General features: G+C 35.4%; 14 protein-coding genes and 1 other annotated feature (1 of these 15 running past the window's edge). Of the genes, 6 read left to right on the top strand and 8 right to left on the bottom strand.

The genetic code is table 11. The annotated features are described in order from the left end of the window. Positions 1-16: a binding site (T-box leader), on the bottom strand; it reaches 198 nt to the left of the window's first position. A gap of 44 nt (positions 17-60) precedes the next feature. Then, on the bottom strand, positions 61-342 hold the full coding sequence (locus tag NQ185_RS14275) for a DUF6509 family protein (protein WP_257582617.1): 282 nt from the start codon (positions 340-342) through the stop codon (positions 61-63). Positions 343-351: 9 nt separating this feature from the next. Beyond that, positions 352-963, bottom strand: coding sequence for a DedA family protein (locus NQ185_RS14270; RefSeq protein WP_257582616.1), 612 nt, complete (start codon positions 961-963; stop codon positions 352-354). A 136-nt stretch (positions 964-1099) separates the two neighbouring features. On the opposite strand from NQ185_RS14270, the gene tnpB reads away from it, so the two are divergent. Beyond that, entirely contained in the window at positions 1100-2263 is a 1164-nt protein-coding gene (gene tnpB, locus NQ185_RS14265) for an IS200/IS605 family element RNA-guided endonuclease TnpB (RefSeq protein WP_257582615.1), read from the top strand. A gap of 178 nt (positions 2264-2441) precedes the next feature. Beyond that, complete coding sequence (locus tag NQ185_RS14260; RefSeq protein ID WP_257582614.1) at positions 2442-3821, top strand: amidase; 1380 nt, start codon at positions 2442-2444, stop codon at positions 3819-3821. Between the two features lie 169 nt (positions 3822-3990). Here the strand turns inward: NQ185_RS14260 and NQ185_RS20365 are convergent, their stop codons facing one another. Beyond that, positions 3991-4116 carry a putative holin-like toxin gene (locus NQ185_RS20365; RefSeq protein ID WP_373370811.1) on the bottom strand — a complete coding sequence of 42 codons (126 nt, stop codon included), beginning with the start codon at positions 4114-4116 and terminating at the stop codon, positions 3991-3993. Between the two features lie 143 nt (positions 4117-4259). Between NQ185_RS20365 and NQ185_RS14255 the strand changes: the two genes are divergently transcribed. Both NQ185_RS14255 and NQ185_RS14250 read left to right on the top strand, forming a co-directional pair. Next, on the top strand, positions 4260-4640 hold the full coding sequence (locus tag NQ185_RS14255) for a VOC family protein (protein ID WP_257582613.1): 381 nt from the start codon (positions 4260-4262) through the stop codon (positions 4638-4640). Between the two features lie 933 nt (positions 4641-5573). Next, the gene (locus NQ185_RS14250) at positions 5574-8459 is read left to right on the top strand and encodes a leucine-rich repeat protein (protein ID WP_257582612.1); all 2886 of its coding nucleotides are present in this window, start codon (positions 5574-5576) and stop codon (positions 8457-8459) included. A 411-nt stretch (positions 8460-8870) separates the two neighbouring features. On the opposite strand, the gene NQ185_RS14245 is transcribed toward NQ185_RS14250, so the two are convergent. Further along, positions 8871-9383, bottom strand: a complete 513-nt coding sequence (locus tag NQ185_RS14245; protein WP_257582610.1) for a hypothetical protein — start codon at positions 9381-9383, stop codon at positions 8871-8873. 403 nt (positions 9384-9786) lie between these two features. Here NQ185_RS14245 and NQ185_RS14240 point away from each other — a divergent pair, with 403 nt between their 5' ends. Then, entirely contained in the window at positions 9787-11178 is a 1392-nt protein-coding gene (locus NQ185_RS14240) for an MATE family efflux transporter (protein WP_257582609.1), read from the top strand. Between the two features lie 148 nt (positions 11179-11326). After that, a complete protein-coding gene (locus NQ185_RS14235; RefSeq protein WP_257582608.1) occupies positions 11327-11749 on the top strand; it encodes a VOC family protein in 423 nt (140 codons plus the stop codon). Between the two features lie 152 nt (positions 11750-11901). Here NQ185_RS14235 and NQ185_RS14230 read toward each other — a convergent pair whose 3' ends face one another. From NQ185_RS14230 to NQ185_RS14215, 4 genes are all read right to left on the bottom strand, one after another. Continuing rightward, complete coding sequence (locus tag NQ185_RS14230; protein WP_257582607.1) at positions 11902-12126, bottom strand: hexameric tyrosine-coordinated heme protein; 225 nt, start codon at positions 12124-12126, stop codon at positions 11902-11904. A gap of 69 nt (positions 12127-12195) precedes the next feature. After that, on the bottom strand, positions 12196-15366 hold the full coding sequence (locus NQ185_RS14225; protein ID WP_257582606.1) for an ATP-binding cassette domain-containing protein: 3171 nt from the start codon (positions 15364-15366) through the stop codon (positions 12196-12198). Between the two features lie 595 nt (positions 15367-15961). After that, positions 15962-16300 carry a DUF1048 domain-containing protein gene (locus NQ185_RS14220; protein WP_257582605.1) on the bottom strand — a complete coding sequence of 113 codons (339 nt, stop codon included), beginning with the start codon at positions 16298-16300 and terminating at the stop codon, positions 15962-15964. A gap of 22 nt (positions 16301-16322) precedes the next feature. Next, entirely contained in the window at positions 16323-16643 is a 321-nt protein-coding gene (locus NQ185_RS14215) for a PadR family transcriptional regulator (RefSeq protein WP_257582603.1), read from the bottom strand. Between the last annotated feature and the right edge of the window lie 507 nt (positions 16644-17150).

Raw genomic sequence — 17150 nt, 5'->3', positions numbered from 1 at the left:
TCTTCAACGTTCATTGATTTTACAATATTATGACGAAAAAAATCAGAAAAGTCAAGAGTTTCAAACAAGATGCTGAGCACAATACTCGACCACCATTTTCTCCTCATCTTCATCTAAAGCAAATTCAAGAATTTGATTTGTCACTTGTTCAATAAAATCATAATTTGCGATTCGTTTTTCCTCACCAATAACCGAAAAAAGGACTCGTAATTGAATTCCCTGTTCGGAAAAAAGTTCATCATCCTCGGGTACATCAAGATCTAGAAAAAATTCATATCGATTACCTTCAAGAATCCCTGTTGGATCAAGCAGTTGCTCTACACTATGTCCTGTAATTTCCATTAAAAATACCTACTTCCTTGACAATCTTTTTTTCATAAATAGTATGGCTGCTATTACGACTAATACTACTAAAACAATATATATGATATTTGAATAAACATCCATTATTTGAACGATATCTTCCCAAGATTCCCCTACAGCAGCACCTAATTTGACTAATATTATGTTCCAAATAAATGTTCCAACTGCTGTCAATAAAAGAAATAAACCGAAATTCATTTGAGCCATGCCAGCGGGAACAGAAATTAAGCTGCGAATTAAAGGAATAAACCTACAGAAAAATACAGTCCATATTCCGTATTTGGCAAACCACGAATCCGCCTTATGTAAATCGTCTTTCGTTAATCTTAAAATATGACCGTATTTTACAACCATTTTTTCCAGTCTATCAATATTAATAAGATGACCAATTCCATATAAAATGACAGCCCCAATAACTGAACCTAAAGTAGCAAACCATACAACCCCAGAAACGGTAAGATTTGTTTTAGTCGTCATAACGCCGCCAAACGTTAAGATTACTTCAGAAGGAATGGGAGGAAAAATGTTTTCAATTGCGATTAAAAATAGGATTCCAATATAGCCAAATTTCTCCATGATCTCTATTATCCAAGCTTCCATCTAGTCCACTCCCAATATAATCATTACTTTATATTATAAAACTTGTCCCAGCTTTATGAATGGAACCTTTTTTCATTGCTTAATAAGTACATATGTTCTATAGTGATGGTAGATACTTTCAAGGAGGTGTACTGTTTTGAATCAGCATAAAGCCTACAAGTTTCGTATCTATCCAAACAAAAAGCAAGCAATATTAATCAATAAAACAATGGGATGTACTCGATTTGTCTTTAACCATTTCCTAGGAAAACAAAGGGACAAAGATGCCTATTGGTTTATCGTACAGGAAATGGTTCAAAATGGTCAATTGCCTCGAAACAATTGGAAGGGTGAATTCTTCAACAAATATGAAACAATCAAGGCAGTCAAGGCATTAAAACAACACCACCCTTTTTTGAAGGAAGTGGACAGCATTGCTTTGCAGAAATCAGTAGAAAATCTGAACGATGCCTACACTCGCTACTACAAGAAGCAGAATGGTCCGCCACGATTTAAAAGCAAAAAGAACCCTGCCCAGTCGTATACTACAAAATACACGAACGGAAATATTACGATTGACGGCAATAAAGTTAAATTGCCGAAGCTTGGATGGGTTCGTTTTGCTAAAAGCCGAGATGTCGAAAGTCGCATTTTGAATGCCACTATTAGACGTAATCCTTCGGGCAAATTTTTCATGTCAATCGTAGCAGAAGTAAACATTCAACATCTTCAGAAAACCAACAAAGAAGTCGGCATTGACCTAGGCTTAACGAATTTTGCTATATGTTCCGATGGAACAGTGTATCGTACCCGTCATTCGTTGCGAAAAATGGAAACGAAATTAACCAAAGAACAACGCACTCTTTCCCGCCGGGTAGAGGGCTCTTCCAATTGGAATAAGCAACGCATGATAGTTGCCCGCATCCATGAATCTATTGCCAACAAAAGAAAAGACTACTTGCACAAAATCTCAACAGACATTATCAAAAACCACGATGTTGTCTGCATCGAAGATTTACAGGTAGTCAATTTATTAAAAAATCGTAAGGTAGCCAAAAGTATTAGCGATGTATCATGGTCAGAATTTGCCTCCATGCTAACCTATAAAACAAACTGGTATGGTAAACAACTGGTGAAGGTAGCAAAACACTTCCCAAGCAGTCAACTGTGCTCTGGCTGTGGCTACCAAAATAAATTAGTGAAAAATCTAAGCCTGCGAGAATGGATATGTCCCAACTGTTACATGCATCATGACCGAGATGTAAACGCAAGCAAAAATATCCTTAACGAAGGCAAGAGGCTGTCAATTCAACCTGCTTAACCTATTCAGAACCGTAGGAACTACGGGGTTAGCCTGCTAATAAACTGTCCGATAGGGCGTTGTTCACAGGAATCTCGTTATTTTAGTGACGAGTAGTTCAAGACCAGATTCAAAAGCAACTACTAAATCTGTTTATATGATATGGTGATAGTATAATATTTTGTGGAGGTTCGATGGTATGCATAATTTGTCGATTCGTTCGCTGAAAGAAGGCTATCAGAAAAAACAATTTTCCCCTGTTGAAATTACTAAGATGTATTTAGATAGAATTCATCATTTACAAGATTTAAATGCATACATAACAGTGACAGAAGACATAGCACTTCAGCAAGCTAAAATTGCCGAGAAAAAATATTTGGCGGGCCAAACTGGAATTTTAGAAGGAATTCCCCTCTCTTATAAAGATAATCTTAATACGAAAGGTATTCGAACTACGAGCGGTTCAAAGGTGGATGAAAACTTCATCCCGAATGAAGATGCAGGTGTAGTTCGCACCCTTCAAAGAGAAGGAGCTATTAATCTCGGGAAAGTAAATATGCATGAATTTGCATTTGGGATTACATCGAATAATCCGTTCTACGGACCGGTGAAAAATCCCTGGAATAAAGAATATACACCAGGAGGATCTAGTGGAGGATCAGGTGCAGCTGTTGCCGCTTCGCTAAGTGTTGCGTCGATTGGAACAGATACTGCCGGCTCCATTCGTATTCCCGCAGCATCTTGTGGGGTCATCGGATTAAAACCCACACACGATTTAGTTGATGCTACAGGTGTAAAACATATTTCTTGGACGCTTGATCATATTGGTCCTTTAACGAAAAATATGGATGATTTGGCCATCATGATGGAAGCAATGACAGGAACAAATTATACAGCCTGCCTTACAGAAGATATTCGCGGATTAAGAATTGGAGTACCAAAAAACTATTTTAATGAAGGAATAGATGGAAATACCTTTGCACTCTTTGAGAAGGTCTTGAAAGATTTAGAGAGTCTCGGAGCAATTCTAATTGAAATCGATATCCCATATTCTTTAGATGATCTTGCTATGTCTTTTGCAATTGGATTATCAGAAGCAGGATTTGTTCATGAAGAAACTATTTTATCAGCGATGGATTCGTTCGGTTTAGACGTAAAAGCATCTCTTGAAAATAGCCATGCGATTCCAGCAATTGACTATATAAAAGCCTTAAAGAGAAAAGTTCAACTAAATTTAGGAATTGAGCAGCTATTTGAAAAGGTAGATATAATCGCTACTCCTACCACGCCAATCACTCCTCAAAAAATTGGTGAAGAAATGTTGGAGATTAATGGTAATCAAGATAGTGTATATCATACAATGATTCGCCTTCCGGCTATATTTAATGTAACGGGACACCCTGCATTATCGATTCCATGCGGTTTAGCAGAAAATGGACTTCCTGTTGGATTACAACTTGCTGCTGCACAAAATAATGAACGAGTTTTGATTCATTCCGGCTATTCTTATGAACAAGCATTTTTGAAATCTTTTTACGCAAAAAGAGATAGTATAGTCGATTTAGCTATTAAAAAATAATTTGAATGTTTTCGCAAGTAGAAAGTTAGGATATAATAATTGTAAGAATAACAAATGGTAAAAAATGCTTCGATGCTGTAACACCGAAATGGCGATGCAATAGCAGGTCCCTTTTTGGCAAGATATATTTCAACGTCTAAAACCGCCGAGCTGCTACTCAAGGGCGGTTTTAGTCTTTATTTTTAAATGACGGCACGGCCACAATCAACAAACCGAAAGAAATCATGATTGTTATCGCTTCATCTACTGATGCGACATCACATCCCTCCTTCTTGGAGGAACATGTGCCGACCACCCGAGAGAAACCTTTTCTATTGCAAGTCTATTGTATTATTTTCCGTTAGAATTTTCGCACAACTCGTTTATCTAATGTTTTTCAGCGACAAATATAATGGTATAATTATGGTTATCTTTCATCCATAATTAGGAGGAATTTAAATGATTAATCAAGTCGGGCAAATCATGTTATATGTACATAATCAAGATGAGTCAGTAAAATTTTGGACAGAACAAGTAGGATTTGTTATCATTTCCGAGGCAGATAATGGTCAAGGCATGAAGTGGATTGAGGTAGCACCTTCGAAGGAAGCACAAACAAGTATTATCCTGCATAACAAAGATTTAATAGCCAAAATGCAGCCAGAATTAAACCTGGGCACCCCTTCTTTAATGTTTTTCACTGAAGATCTTGATAAATTATATCAGAATCTTTCAGATAAAGGGATTACCGTAGGAGAAATTGTAAATATGCCATCTGGAAGAGTATTCAATTTTGCTGATCGTGAAGATAATTATTTTGCAGTGATGGAGAAAAAGTAAAACTGAAAAAAGAAATATGGAAAGGGGCTGACCAATTAGTATTTACTAGGCAGTCCTTCTTTTTTTATTTTATTTGGCTCTGCTAACCTGTACTGTTGATTACCGATTCAGATGTTTGCTTTCTGCTGGCGTAACGTGAAGATTCTTGGGCCTCTGCGCATTTGGGTTATCCTTGCCCCGTATTCGAAACCACGGGAAAACTAATTTTATGTCTTGATTCGAGTCCCATCAAGACTGAAACCATGAGAAAACTGATTTTCAGTTTTGATTCGAACCAAATCAGGACTGAAACCTAATTGGACAACCCTTTCAATTCCCTAAAACGATTTTTATGCAAATTGATTCTGTTATTTCCATTATTTCTAGAAAATCTGTGCAATTTTAGTGCAGTCTTCTTCAAAAATTTTGATGGCGGTAGAGTGTATTTTTTTCCGCAGACGAAATGTGCGGACTGTATGTGGCAACACATGGAGTGCTGGTGAAGTTTACAGGATTAATAAGTGCCTTTCTTATCTTTAGTTGTTGTATGGAGGCGATTACTTTTTGTAGTTTACCGCTATGTCATTTTTCCGTTATACAGAGTAATATTATTATGGAATAAACTTGAATACTCCCTACCAATGTTCTTCAACGAAAACGCTTGTTTATTGAAATTGTTAATTAGGAATGTTGTCTTTTAATTGTCTTACCCACTCTTACCTTGTTTCTTGTTCAAATACGTTTCGTTTGAATCGGGATGGAGTACGAAAACAAGATCTATCTGTCGATTATTAAATATAATTCAATGTGTAAAATAGGCTTATTTATTTTACAATAATCATAAGGCATCTATTCCTTTTATTCTTTTTTTTGGTTTGTTGTATTACTAACATAATATTAAAATTGGGGAGGAACTCGATTTTTTTTGAATCTGTTTCAAAAGGAATTGGAAAGATGAAATTAACTCAATTAGGAGGAATTATTTTAGTGAAACTAAAAAACTATTTAAATGCTGTTTGTTTCTTATTGATTTGTTGTTTTTCTGTACCTAGTATAACAGCTGCAGATTCAGACACTATCAAACCGACTATTTCTAATGCTACTAATAAAACCGTTTATATAGGCACTTCTTTCAACCCTTTATCTGGAGTGACCGCTAAAGATAACGTTGATGGCAATATCACAAAGAGCATCAAAGTCACTGGCTCTGTCAACATGAAAAAGGCAGGTAAATATAAACTCACTTATACGGTTTCGGACAAAGCGAAAAATAAAGCGACTGTTGTTCGCACGATTACAGTAAAGAAAGATACGGTTAAACCTACAATTTCCGGTACTAGTAATAAAACCGTTTATATCGGCACTTCTTTCAACCCTAAATCTGGTGTAACTGCTAAAGATAACGTTGATGGCAATATCACAAAGAACATTAAAGTCACTGGATCTGTCAATATGAAAAAGGCAGGTAAATACAAACTTACTTATACGGTTTCGGACAAAGCGAGAAATAAAGCGACTGTAGTTCGCACGATTACAGTAAAGAAAGATACGGTTAAACCTACAATTTCCGGTACTAGTAATAAAACCGTTTATATCGGCACTTCTTTCAACCCTAAATCTGGTGTAACTGCTAAAGATAACGTTAATGGCAATATCACAAAGAACATTAAAGTTACTGGATCTGTCAATATGAAAAAGGTAGGTAAATACAAACTTACTTATACAGTTTCGGACAAAGCAAAAAATAAAGCGACTGTTGTTCGCACAATTACAGTAAAGAAAGATACGGTTAAGCCTGTATTTTCAGGTGTAGCCAATAAAACGATTTACGCTGGGCAGACGTTCAATGCAAGAGCAGGGGTAACAGCAAAAGATAATGTAAGTGGCGACCTGACGAGAAAAGTAAAAATAATCAATACAGTAAACACATACATACCAGGAACTTATACTTTAACCTATACAGTTGAAGATCAGGCGAAGAATAAAGCAACGGTCAAACGAAAAATTACGGTAAAACCAGATACGGAAGCTCCCGTAATTTCTGGTGTTAGGAATATTACAATCGAATTAGGAACCAAGTTTAATGTTTTAGCGGGTGTTACAGCATATGATAAGCAAGCCGGAAATTTAACGTCCAAAATTCTTGTAGAAGGTAAGGTTGATAGTAACAAAACAGGAGTATATTTCCTTCAATATCGTGTATATGATAACTTTGGAAATGAAGGCTATGCATCTAGAAGTGTAACTGTCATAAAACATATTACAAGTTTGAAAATTCAATCACCAACTCCTGATGATATTATTGAAAAGGATGAAGTCATACAAATGGTTGCGGGCATTTCCCCTAGTAATGCTACCAACAAAGAAATCGAATGGTCTGTTGAAAACATTACAGGTAAAGCTTCTATCGATCGAAGAGACGGGTATTTGTATGCTAAAAGTGCAGGGACCGTGAAAGTAATGGCCAAAACGACAGATGGTTCTTTAAAAACAGCATCAAAAACCCTGGTAATATCGGACTTTTTAAGGATTAACGGATATATTGGTACAAATTCTAAAATAGATATTCCAACAATAGTTTTTCAAAAAGATCAATTAGCGGATGGTTCTTACAATGGAATCCTATTTGATAGTAACTTGGTGTCAAAGGGCATCGGAAAAGTAACAGCTATTTCAGGCAATGTATTTAATGATAAAAATCTTGAAAGTGTTACAATACCAGATACTGTGCAATTAATCGGCAGAAATGCTTTCAAGTCAAATAGGCTTACAGAAATAAAATTACCAGATAACGTCGAGTATTTAGGGTCCTACGCATTTGAAAATAACCAGTTAAATAAATTACAGATAGGGAAAGGCTTAACTGCAATCCCTGAGTTTGCATTCCGAAATAATCTTTTAACGGAGTTAACTCTGCCATCCAATATTACAAGCATAGAGCAATATGCATTTGCCCATAATTCAATAGAAAAATTTGAATTTCCTGTTCAAATTTCTGTAATCGAGGACAGCGTGTTTTATAACAATAATATTAAGTCTTTAGAGATTCCTAATCATGTGAAATCAATTGGTAGTAGTGCATTTAGTAGGAATCAGATTAGTAATCTTAAGATTGGTAATGGTTTAACGGAGATTAAGTACGGTGTATTCGCTAATAATGCAATTCAAAACTTAGAAATTCCCAATAATATTAAAAGTATTGGCGATAGCGCATTTGTAAGTAATGATATTAGGAGTTTAAAATTAGCTGTTGGACTCCAAAAAATTGGTAAGAATAGCTTTAACAATAATCGATTAACTAGCGTTGAAATTCCAGAAACAGTTAATACAATCGACGATGGTGCATTTGAAAATAATGAGCTTGTATCAGTTAATATTCCAAAGGAAGTAACGAGAATAGAAGATTATGTATTTTACCAAAACTATTTAACACATATTGTGATCCCGGATTCTGTAAAGAGCATTGGTTATTCTGCATTTTACAAGAATGAATTATCGAATGTAATTATTTCTTCAAACGTTGAAAGAATAGATCCTAGAGCATTCTATGGGAATAAACTAACTAATATTAAGTTACCTACCAAACTTGTAAGTATTGGTTCATATGCTTATGGAAGTAATAAATTACAGAGTATCACCATTCCGAAGGGTGTAAAAACAATTGAAGATAGTGCATTTTCAAATAACCCACTTACAAGTATCACAATAGGTGAAGGTGTAACCATAGGGAAAGATTTAATAAGTTCTAGAAACAATGCTTTTAGAGATGCATATGAATTAGGAGGAGCAGGGACTTATCATTTAGTAAATGGTGAATGGATTAAAATCGATAGTTTTTAAAAGGGACATTAGAGAACAGAAAACCACACTTCGTGCACTGCACCCCAAAAGTTAGAGGAAGAATCTAACCTCTGGGGTGTTTATTTATGGCTAAATATATAATTAGTATAACAATAGTAAAAGTCATACCTCAGATTTCGTTGAAAGTTGTAAGGCATTTTTCATTTACTTCACCTTGAATAGTATATTTTTCCCAATTACACTATAAAATTCATTAGTATTTTTCACATTAATCAACACTATCAATATAGTTGTTGGTACATCAAAATCCCCCTATTATTTAGACTTTTATTATTTATATTTAATAAAAGCCTGAAAATTAGGGGGGGTTTATTCTTTCCGGGTGTTCGATTAGTGCCCATTTTGAGGATCAGATGCATATTTCATATAGCATTCCGTCTTGGATAAACTTCAAATCCCAGATAATTCCTCCAACGTTTTTAACACGTGATCAAGAAACTCCCCTATTTCATTCATATTTTCTTCGTTAATTTTATGTCTAAATCTAGCCTCTATTGTATTCAAGTAACCTAATTCTTCTTCATATACAAAACTCAATGTTTGGGTTAACTCGATGTCATGTTCCCAAATTGATTTTATTACTTGCTTAACGTTTTTACATTGAATCGCTACATTACTGATACGTTTATAATATCGCAATGTAATGAAACACCCCGGATTCGCCCCTGCCCATTCCAATATCTCACTTGCCAAATCCTGTAAGCAAGCATTTAAAACAATTTCTGCAGTAACTTCAGGTTGGTCAACCAAGGAAAATTGAATAGAAAATTCCCTATCAAGAACAGAAAAATCCATTCGATCGACGCGGTTTAGAATGGTTATAATACCATCGATATTATCAAGATCGTAGACATAATTTTCAAAAGCTACTTTTAAATTATCAAACACAGTTGGATCGTACATAATGGCCTCCAAGTATAATATCTTGCTACGTAACATGAATAACTTTAATTAGTTCTCTCCTCAATTATGGAGAAAACAATTAAAAGTTATAAGTGATTTGCTCTCCTTTTTGCTATTGGTTATAAGAATATTCCCCATATTAAGACTGAGTAAATAAAACCCCAATCGTGATACTTTTCCTCATGACCAACTAAAATTAATTCTATGTATTACAAGAAATTCCTGTTTATTCGAAATAAATTACTTATTATGACAGTTAAGGTTATTTTTCCACCCATAAGTATTGTATTCTAGAAGGAATCTGTTAAAATTTCAATATTGTATGAATTTACTAACCTTTGGCTTTGAGAATAATCAGAGACTCAAATTTACATAATTTTATTACGAAGAAGGTTGCCATCTGATGAGCTTATTTGTCCGTGAAAAGTCATTTTACAAAACATTCTTTACCTTAACAGTCATTATTGGTTTACAAAACATTATTACGTTCGGAATCAACCTATCAGACAATCTTATGATTGGAGGATATAGCGAATACGCACTATCTGGAGTTGCTCTTGCCAACCAGATTCAATTCGTTCTGCAAATGCTCGTCATGGGCGTCGGTGAAGGTGTTGTCATAATGGCTTCGAGATACTGGGGAGCTAAAAACATCATTTCGATAAAGAAGATATCCAGCATTGGGATGAGTCTTGCTATTTCGGTTGGATTGATCATGTGGGCTGTTATTTTTTTCTTCCCTGAAGCCGTTCTCTCATTGTTTACAAAAGATGCAAACGTCATAGCGGAAGGAAAAAAATACTTGCAGATCATCTGCTTTTCTTATCTATTCTTTTCGATTACTAGCATGCTCATTGCAATATTACGAAGTGTAGAAACTGTAAAAATTGGATTTATTTTATCCTCTTCAACGCTAATCATTAATGTATGCTTGAATTACATCCTGATCTACGGACATTTTGGCTTTCCAAGTCTTGGGGTGGAAGGTGCTGCGATTGCTACTTTAACATCTAGAATCATTGAATTTGTTATTATCATTATTTTCGTGAAGCGTTTTGACCAAAAGATTTATTTAAAACTGCATGATTTCTTCAAATTTGAGGTCGCCCTATTTAAGCAATATATTAATCTCGGCTCTCCAATAATTATGTCCAACTTTATTTGGGGTCTTGCTATGGCTGTCCAGACTGCTATTCTCGGACATATGGGAGCTGCGGCGATTGCAGCAAACAGTATTGCGACAACCGTTTTCGGAATTGTGGCCGTTGCAGTTTTTGCTTCAGCTAGTGCCACGACCGTACTTATTGGAAAAACAATTGGCGAGGGCAACGTAAATAAAATTAAATCGTACGCAAAAACTTTGCAAATATTGTATCTCTTTATTGGATTATGTACTGGAGTTCTTCTATTTTTTACAAAAGACTTTGTCTTAGGCTTTTATACTATATCTGATGAAGCGAAAGCACTTTCTCTGCAATTCATGACCGTTCTAGCGATTACAGTATGTGGAACCGCATACCAAATGCCTGCATTAACTGGAATAGTTCGAAGCGGTGGAGATACGAAATTTGTATTGATCAATGATACCATTTTCATGTGGATGATCGTCCTCCCTGCTTCAGCCCTTTGTGCATTTGTATTTGAACTGTCACCATTGATTACGTTTATTTGCCTAAAATCAGATCAAATCTTGAAGTGTTTTGTTGCGATTGTGAAGGTTAATCGATTTAGGTGGATTAGGTCGTTTGATTCAGTAGAGGATGAAACGGAAGAAACAATTCTAAAGGCAAACTAGCAAAAGGGATGATTCGAATAGAATCATCCCTTCTTTTAGCTCAAAATTTTATTAGCAGTTCCTATTTAGCTAACTTTTAATCATTTCACTCGATTTGATAGTCCCAGTATAATAAAATATATGGGATAAACTTGTCAGGAGGCATTAGATGAAACCAAGAATTTCTGTTTTAACATTAGGTGTAGATGATTTGGAAAGGTCTTTGAAATTCTACAAGGATGGACTTGGGCTGCCAACACAAGGTATAGTAGGACAGGAATTTGAGCATGGTGCTGTTGCATTTTTTGATTTACAGTCAGGCTTAAAACTCGCAATCTGGAATCGTAAGGATATAGCACATGATACAAGCATAAACCTGACACCAAAAAGTCCAACAGAATTTACGATTGGCCATAATGTTGGAAGTAAAGAAGAAGTTGATAAGGTAATAGAGCAGGCAAGGATGGCTGGTGCCATTATTGCAGTTCCAGCACAAGATACCTTCTGGGGAGGATATTCTGGATACTTCCAAGACCCAGACGGACATCTGTGGGAAGTAGTTTGGAATCCAGCCTGGGAATTTGCAGAATAAGTGTATTTTCATCTTCACCCGTGATGTTAGTTGAAAAAAGATTTGGAAACCCTAATGATTAGGGTTTCCAAATTCCCAAGGGATTTTTAACTGAAAAATAAATAGTGCCTAAGCTTTTGATCTTCACCACTTACAATATAAATGTATATTCTTTATTTCCAGTAGTCATTTGCTGCGGCCACTGTTTGAAAATGAATTGCTACCACCTGAGAGGCGAGCGTCAGGCTGTCCGCATTTTCCTCATATTCTGGTCTTAATTTTTTTCTTACATCTGCTGAAGGCTGAGTATATGCGACTCCTTTTCGAGCTAGTAAAAGAGCTAGTTCAAATCCTTGTTGGGGTGTTTCCGTCTTTAAGCTTGGAAGCCAATCGCTCATTAAACACATCTCCTTTAGTTTACTGTTTCTTCCAATGTATACCAACCTTCAATAAACTGGCAAATATATTTAATTATTCTGCTCAAGACATTGATAAACCGCCATCATATCCTGTTTATTCAACTCTCGAATACGATTGAATATAGGAATATCAGCCACAGCATCTGTATATAAGCTTTCATCAACAACATTACTTGCTGTTCCAGTTAACCATGTTTTTACTTTTACGCCTTCAACAATTTCCTTAAGGCCTTCATCATTGATGCCTGTTTCATTACAACTTACACAAGGTATCGTTAATTTAAAAACTCCATCATGTAAATTATCTTCGGTAATAACTTTCTTTCCTTTACAGAACGGACATGGAAGGCTCTTTCTAATTTTATTGATTTGCGTAACCAATTTTTTGTAACCAAATGCTTCGTAAACATATGTTAGTTTTTTGTATTTCCCATTTGTGAAATATTTATCTATAATCGCTTCTCTTGTTTCATTGATATTTGGAAAATCACAGATGGTAACTTGATTATTTACGCTAATGGATTCAATATTGCTTTTAATTTTATCCCAGAATGGCAAGACATTTTGTAATACCATTTCATATCCCGTAAAACTTGCTTGTTCTAATTCAAACATCTTCAGTGCAACTTGAGTTTCCCTAGGTAACAGGGAGACATCTTCCGTTAAGACCATATCGCCGCCGACAATAGATTCCAGTTTTACAAGTTCTGGTAACATCCCTACTGTTTTCATCACTTGATCAAGTGGCTGATGTATAATCCCTCGAATATCCATATCACCAAATATTAGCTTTTTATGGTGGTTAAGCACTGATCCCTCACAAATCGGACATGTGATCATCTCTTTTGATTCTTTTATCTTTTCTTTAATACTCGATTTTGAAATGGACATATACATCTTAATTATGTTATTAAAGCCTTGCCATGTCCTTCTTGTCTTACCCTCTTTATCATAGAATGATGTTTCCCAAAATCCGTATAAAAATGTATGTCTTTCTGCTTCTGACAACTCATTATAGCTTTTACTAATATCTTGACCGAGCTCATTCTTAATCTCATCAAACAGGAATTGCAATTTTGGATATTGATAGTATTTTAAAACCTCCATCACATCTGGATGCAACAGCCCATCCCAGAATGGCACGGTTTTGTCTTGAATGACAACATCAATATCAAATTTTTCAATAACCCGGCGACCAGAACAATAAGGACAATGATTTTCTTGATTATAAAAATCGAAGCTTCTTGTATCTTTATTAGTAGGATGTGCAGCCACAATATGGTTGATCAATCCACCTAACTCATAGAGAAAACTATATTGACTATACAAATGTCTTTCAAGATCAATGGCAATGACAGGGGCAATTTTTTTAGAATCGTATTCACCATAAATTAAACGGGCCATTGATGATAAGCTTTTTAAAATACCGCCTTTATAGATATTTTCTGCGTTTTTAAAATAGTCGATATGATTTTCCTTTAAATACGTAATGCCATTTAGTGATTTGAGTGTGGACGTTATAGGCGGTGGCGGTGCGATATCTTCACTATTTTTAGTCTCATAATAATCATATTGACTGACAACATCAAGCTGCGTGACAGGTTCATTCTTTCTTTCACCAAAATCAATGATAAAATCGGAGCTCTCCATCATATAAGCATTATGTTCAATCATCAAAATTGAAACCGATTCATCTTTTAGAATACCTCTAATACTATCAATGAATTGATTTAAAATATTTTGTGATAAACCCTTTGAAGGTTCGTCAAAAATAAATAATGTATGAGGATTTCTAGAATTTGCAAATAGTTCCGAGACTAAATGCACACATTGAAATTCACCAGTCGATAAGGTTTGCGTCTTTCTATTTAATGTCAAATACCCTAATCCAAGTTTGATCAAGAGGCTCAAGCGTTTATGAGCAATGTCTTCATTTGGCAATTCATCAATAATATCTTCAATTGAACGATCGAAAATATCTTCAATTTCCTCACTATATTTTGTGATTTTCTTTTTAATATCAAGAAAAGTCGCAACGGTTGACCGACTCGTAATGGATTGGTTTCTATCCTGTCCAACCATAACGAGTTTATCTTTTTTGTATCGCTTATGAAAATCTTTTGCTATACATTCATTGACAAGTGTTGATTTACCACTTCCAGACTCTCCCGTAATTGTTACAAGCCTATTTTTTGGTATGTTAAATTCGGCCATTTGAATGTTACGGCAATATAAATCATAAAAATGATAGTATTCTGTTGGTTTTTCCTCATTATGTTCTGAGTATACTGGTTTTGGACGCGGGGATTCATCTACGATTTTTCCGCCATATTTACCACTCCCAGGTCCAAAGTATACATGGGTATCTGTTGTATCAAGCACTGTATCAGAATGATCAATAAGCCAAATTTGATTCTTATAGCCTAATTGTTTTACTTGTTCCAAAATTTTATGTAAGGTTGTGTGATCAATACCCACTGATATCTCATCAATAATAATGACAGTATTTTCACTTACAGCCATGAATTCCGCTAGATAAAGTCGGGTTAGTTCTCCCCCAGACAATGTACCCATAATTCTATTTAATGTTAAGTAACCGATATTCATATTGATATTGTTTTTAAGTATATGCTGTTTTTCTTCGCTTATATTTAATTCTTCTGAAAGTGAAAGAATCGTTTCGATACTTAAGTTGTTTATATCTGATATATTATGCAGCTTGCCAAGTAAATCAATTGTATATTGTTCAACTTCTTCGTTATAACGCCTTCCATTACACTTAGGACATTCAACATTACTATTACTACCTCGGCCTTTACACTTTGGGCACCAGCCTAATTCATTATTAAATGAAAACACTTCTGGAGAAAGATTGTATTTTTCAGCGAGTGTTGTACGAATCTCTGTAAAAACGCCAGTATGCGTACCAATAGTTGAACGTGGATTGGAAGAAATGGATGATCTTCCAAGAAAAAGTACTAAAGGCATCTCTTCCATCTTGATTGCACTGAAATTGGTTTCCATAATATTTGAAAATAAATACTGATATTCAGCCTTTGGCAATAAAGAAACGAGCCGCTTCTTGGATTCTTCCCCAATTGTTTGACAAAAAGTGGTTTTACCAGATCCAGACAGACCTGCAATTCCGAGCGACTGATTTTCAGGAAGCTCAGCATATAATTTGTTGATATTGTTTGCTATTAATTGATTAATTTTCATTGTGATATCCTTTCAAATCTTTTAAAATGACGATTTTCGAGTTCTGGAAAGACATAAAACATACCAAGTCAATTGTTATTTTTTCCATAATGCTGTTTGTTTTATTCTACCACACCTATTCCAATGAATATGGTTATAATTATCTTCTAAACGGAGATCAGACTAGCAAACTAAGAAAAAACTAAGGTTCCGCTTTCTGAAATTCGTTAAATGATTCGTGATCTTAAAAAATCTTTCTTTGATTAACAAAACACTTTATTTAAATCTCTTCGGTTTGTCAGTTAGCATCATTTTCCTCCTTATTAACTGCACAGCAAGGTCGCTTGAGTAATTCAGAAATTAGAAGGCTTAGTCTGATAAGCGAGCAGGATGCCCGCCTTCAGACTAAGCGGAATATTAATCAAGTAGAGCGCCAAGCAGAGCTTAATTGAATATTTCTCACTCCTTAGCCTTGCTGGTAATCAGTACTTATTACTAAGTTGAAAATATAACTGAATAGTGAAGGTGCATTCCTATTTGCTACCAGCTATTCAGTAGGAATTATCTATTAAATTTACTTGTCAGCGCTAGGCCAAAATCCACCAGGATTTCGCCGTTAGCCGCGACCTATCGTATCGTTTAATTTCGAGCGATATTTGTCCCTCCAAGTTATCGAGTCCTTCACTAGTTCGTCGCAGAAAGCGGCTACGTCCTCACCCGTGAGGTCAATAACTTTCTTGCCTTTTGCTGCACCTTCCTCGAAAAGGTCAAGAATGCCGCCAAAGATACGGCTGATGTCCTTCCAGTCGGAGAGACCACCAGAGATCCACATATATTTTTTGATAGCGTTGTAAGCATTCCTGTACTCATTTGGAAGTGCAATCACACGCGCCTCCATCGCTTTCCATTCCCTTTTGTCATCCAGACTTCCTATAATTTTATCAAAAATACTCATATTACTTCTCCTCCTTTTGATTTTATTTAGTTTTGAGCTCGTTAATTTTGCTTGAAACAAATTCCCACTTCTTCCAAAAAACTTCAAGTTGCTCTTTACCCGCTGCGTTTAGTCTGTAAAATTTTCTTGGCGGTCCCATAGTGGATGGCTTTTTCTCAATTTCCACCAGATTGTTTTTCTCTAGCCTTATTGTAATCGTATAAACGGTCCCTTCAACTACATCAGTGAAGCCAAGTTCCCTCAGCTGCTGTGTGATTTCATAGCCGTAAGTTTCGCCACGGCCGATGATCTCAAGCACACAACCTTCAAGAACCCCTTTCAGCATTTCCGTGATATTTTCCAAATTTACTCCCTCATTTGTATTTCACAATATTTTCGGTACTCTGTATTACTAGTATTTGGTGATACCAGTATTTAGTACTACTCATTACCGGTATATAGTATCGCATAGTAGTGTCGATTGTCAAGATTAAAGATTCATCAAAAAAGCCCAATTATTACGCGCTTAATAGGCATTTTCATCAAATTTGATAGTATGTAATTGGAAATTTTGTGCCTGCCCACCAGCACGTTTTAGTGAGATGTCTGGAAGAAATTAATGCAAGCTTGATTAGAATTGGTGAAAGTTTAATTGTGATTGTGGAAATTCATATTAGAATTGATGAGAACTTAAGCTGGGATTGGAGAAAATCAGATTGGAATTGATGAAACTTTTAGGCTAATTGATTACTGCCACTTGAATTTACCACCTCTGCCATATTATTTACCACCGAATGACAAGAAACTTACCACCGTTTGCCAAACTATTTACCAACCTAAACCTTCTATATAATTAGTGTGCATGCCAATA

This window comes from Lederbergia panacisoli (assembly GCF_024626525.1).
GTDB lineage: Bacteria > Bacillota > Bacilli > Bacillales > Bacillaceae_C > Lederbergia > Lederbergia panacisoli.
Note: the sequence above shows the minus strand (reverse complement) of the source record. Positions and strands in the feature narration are given on the sequence as shown.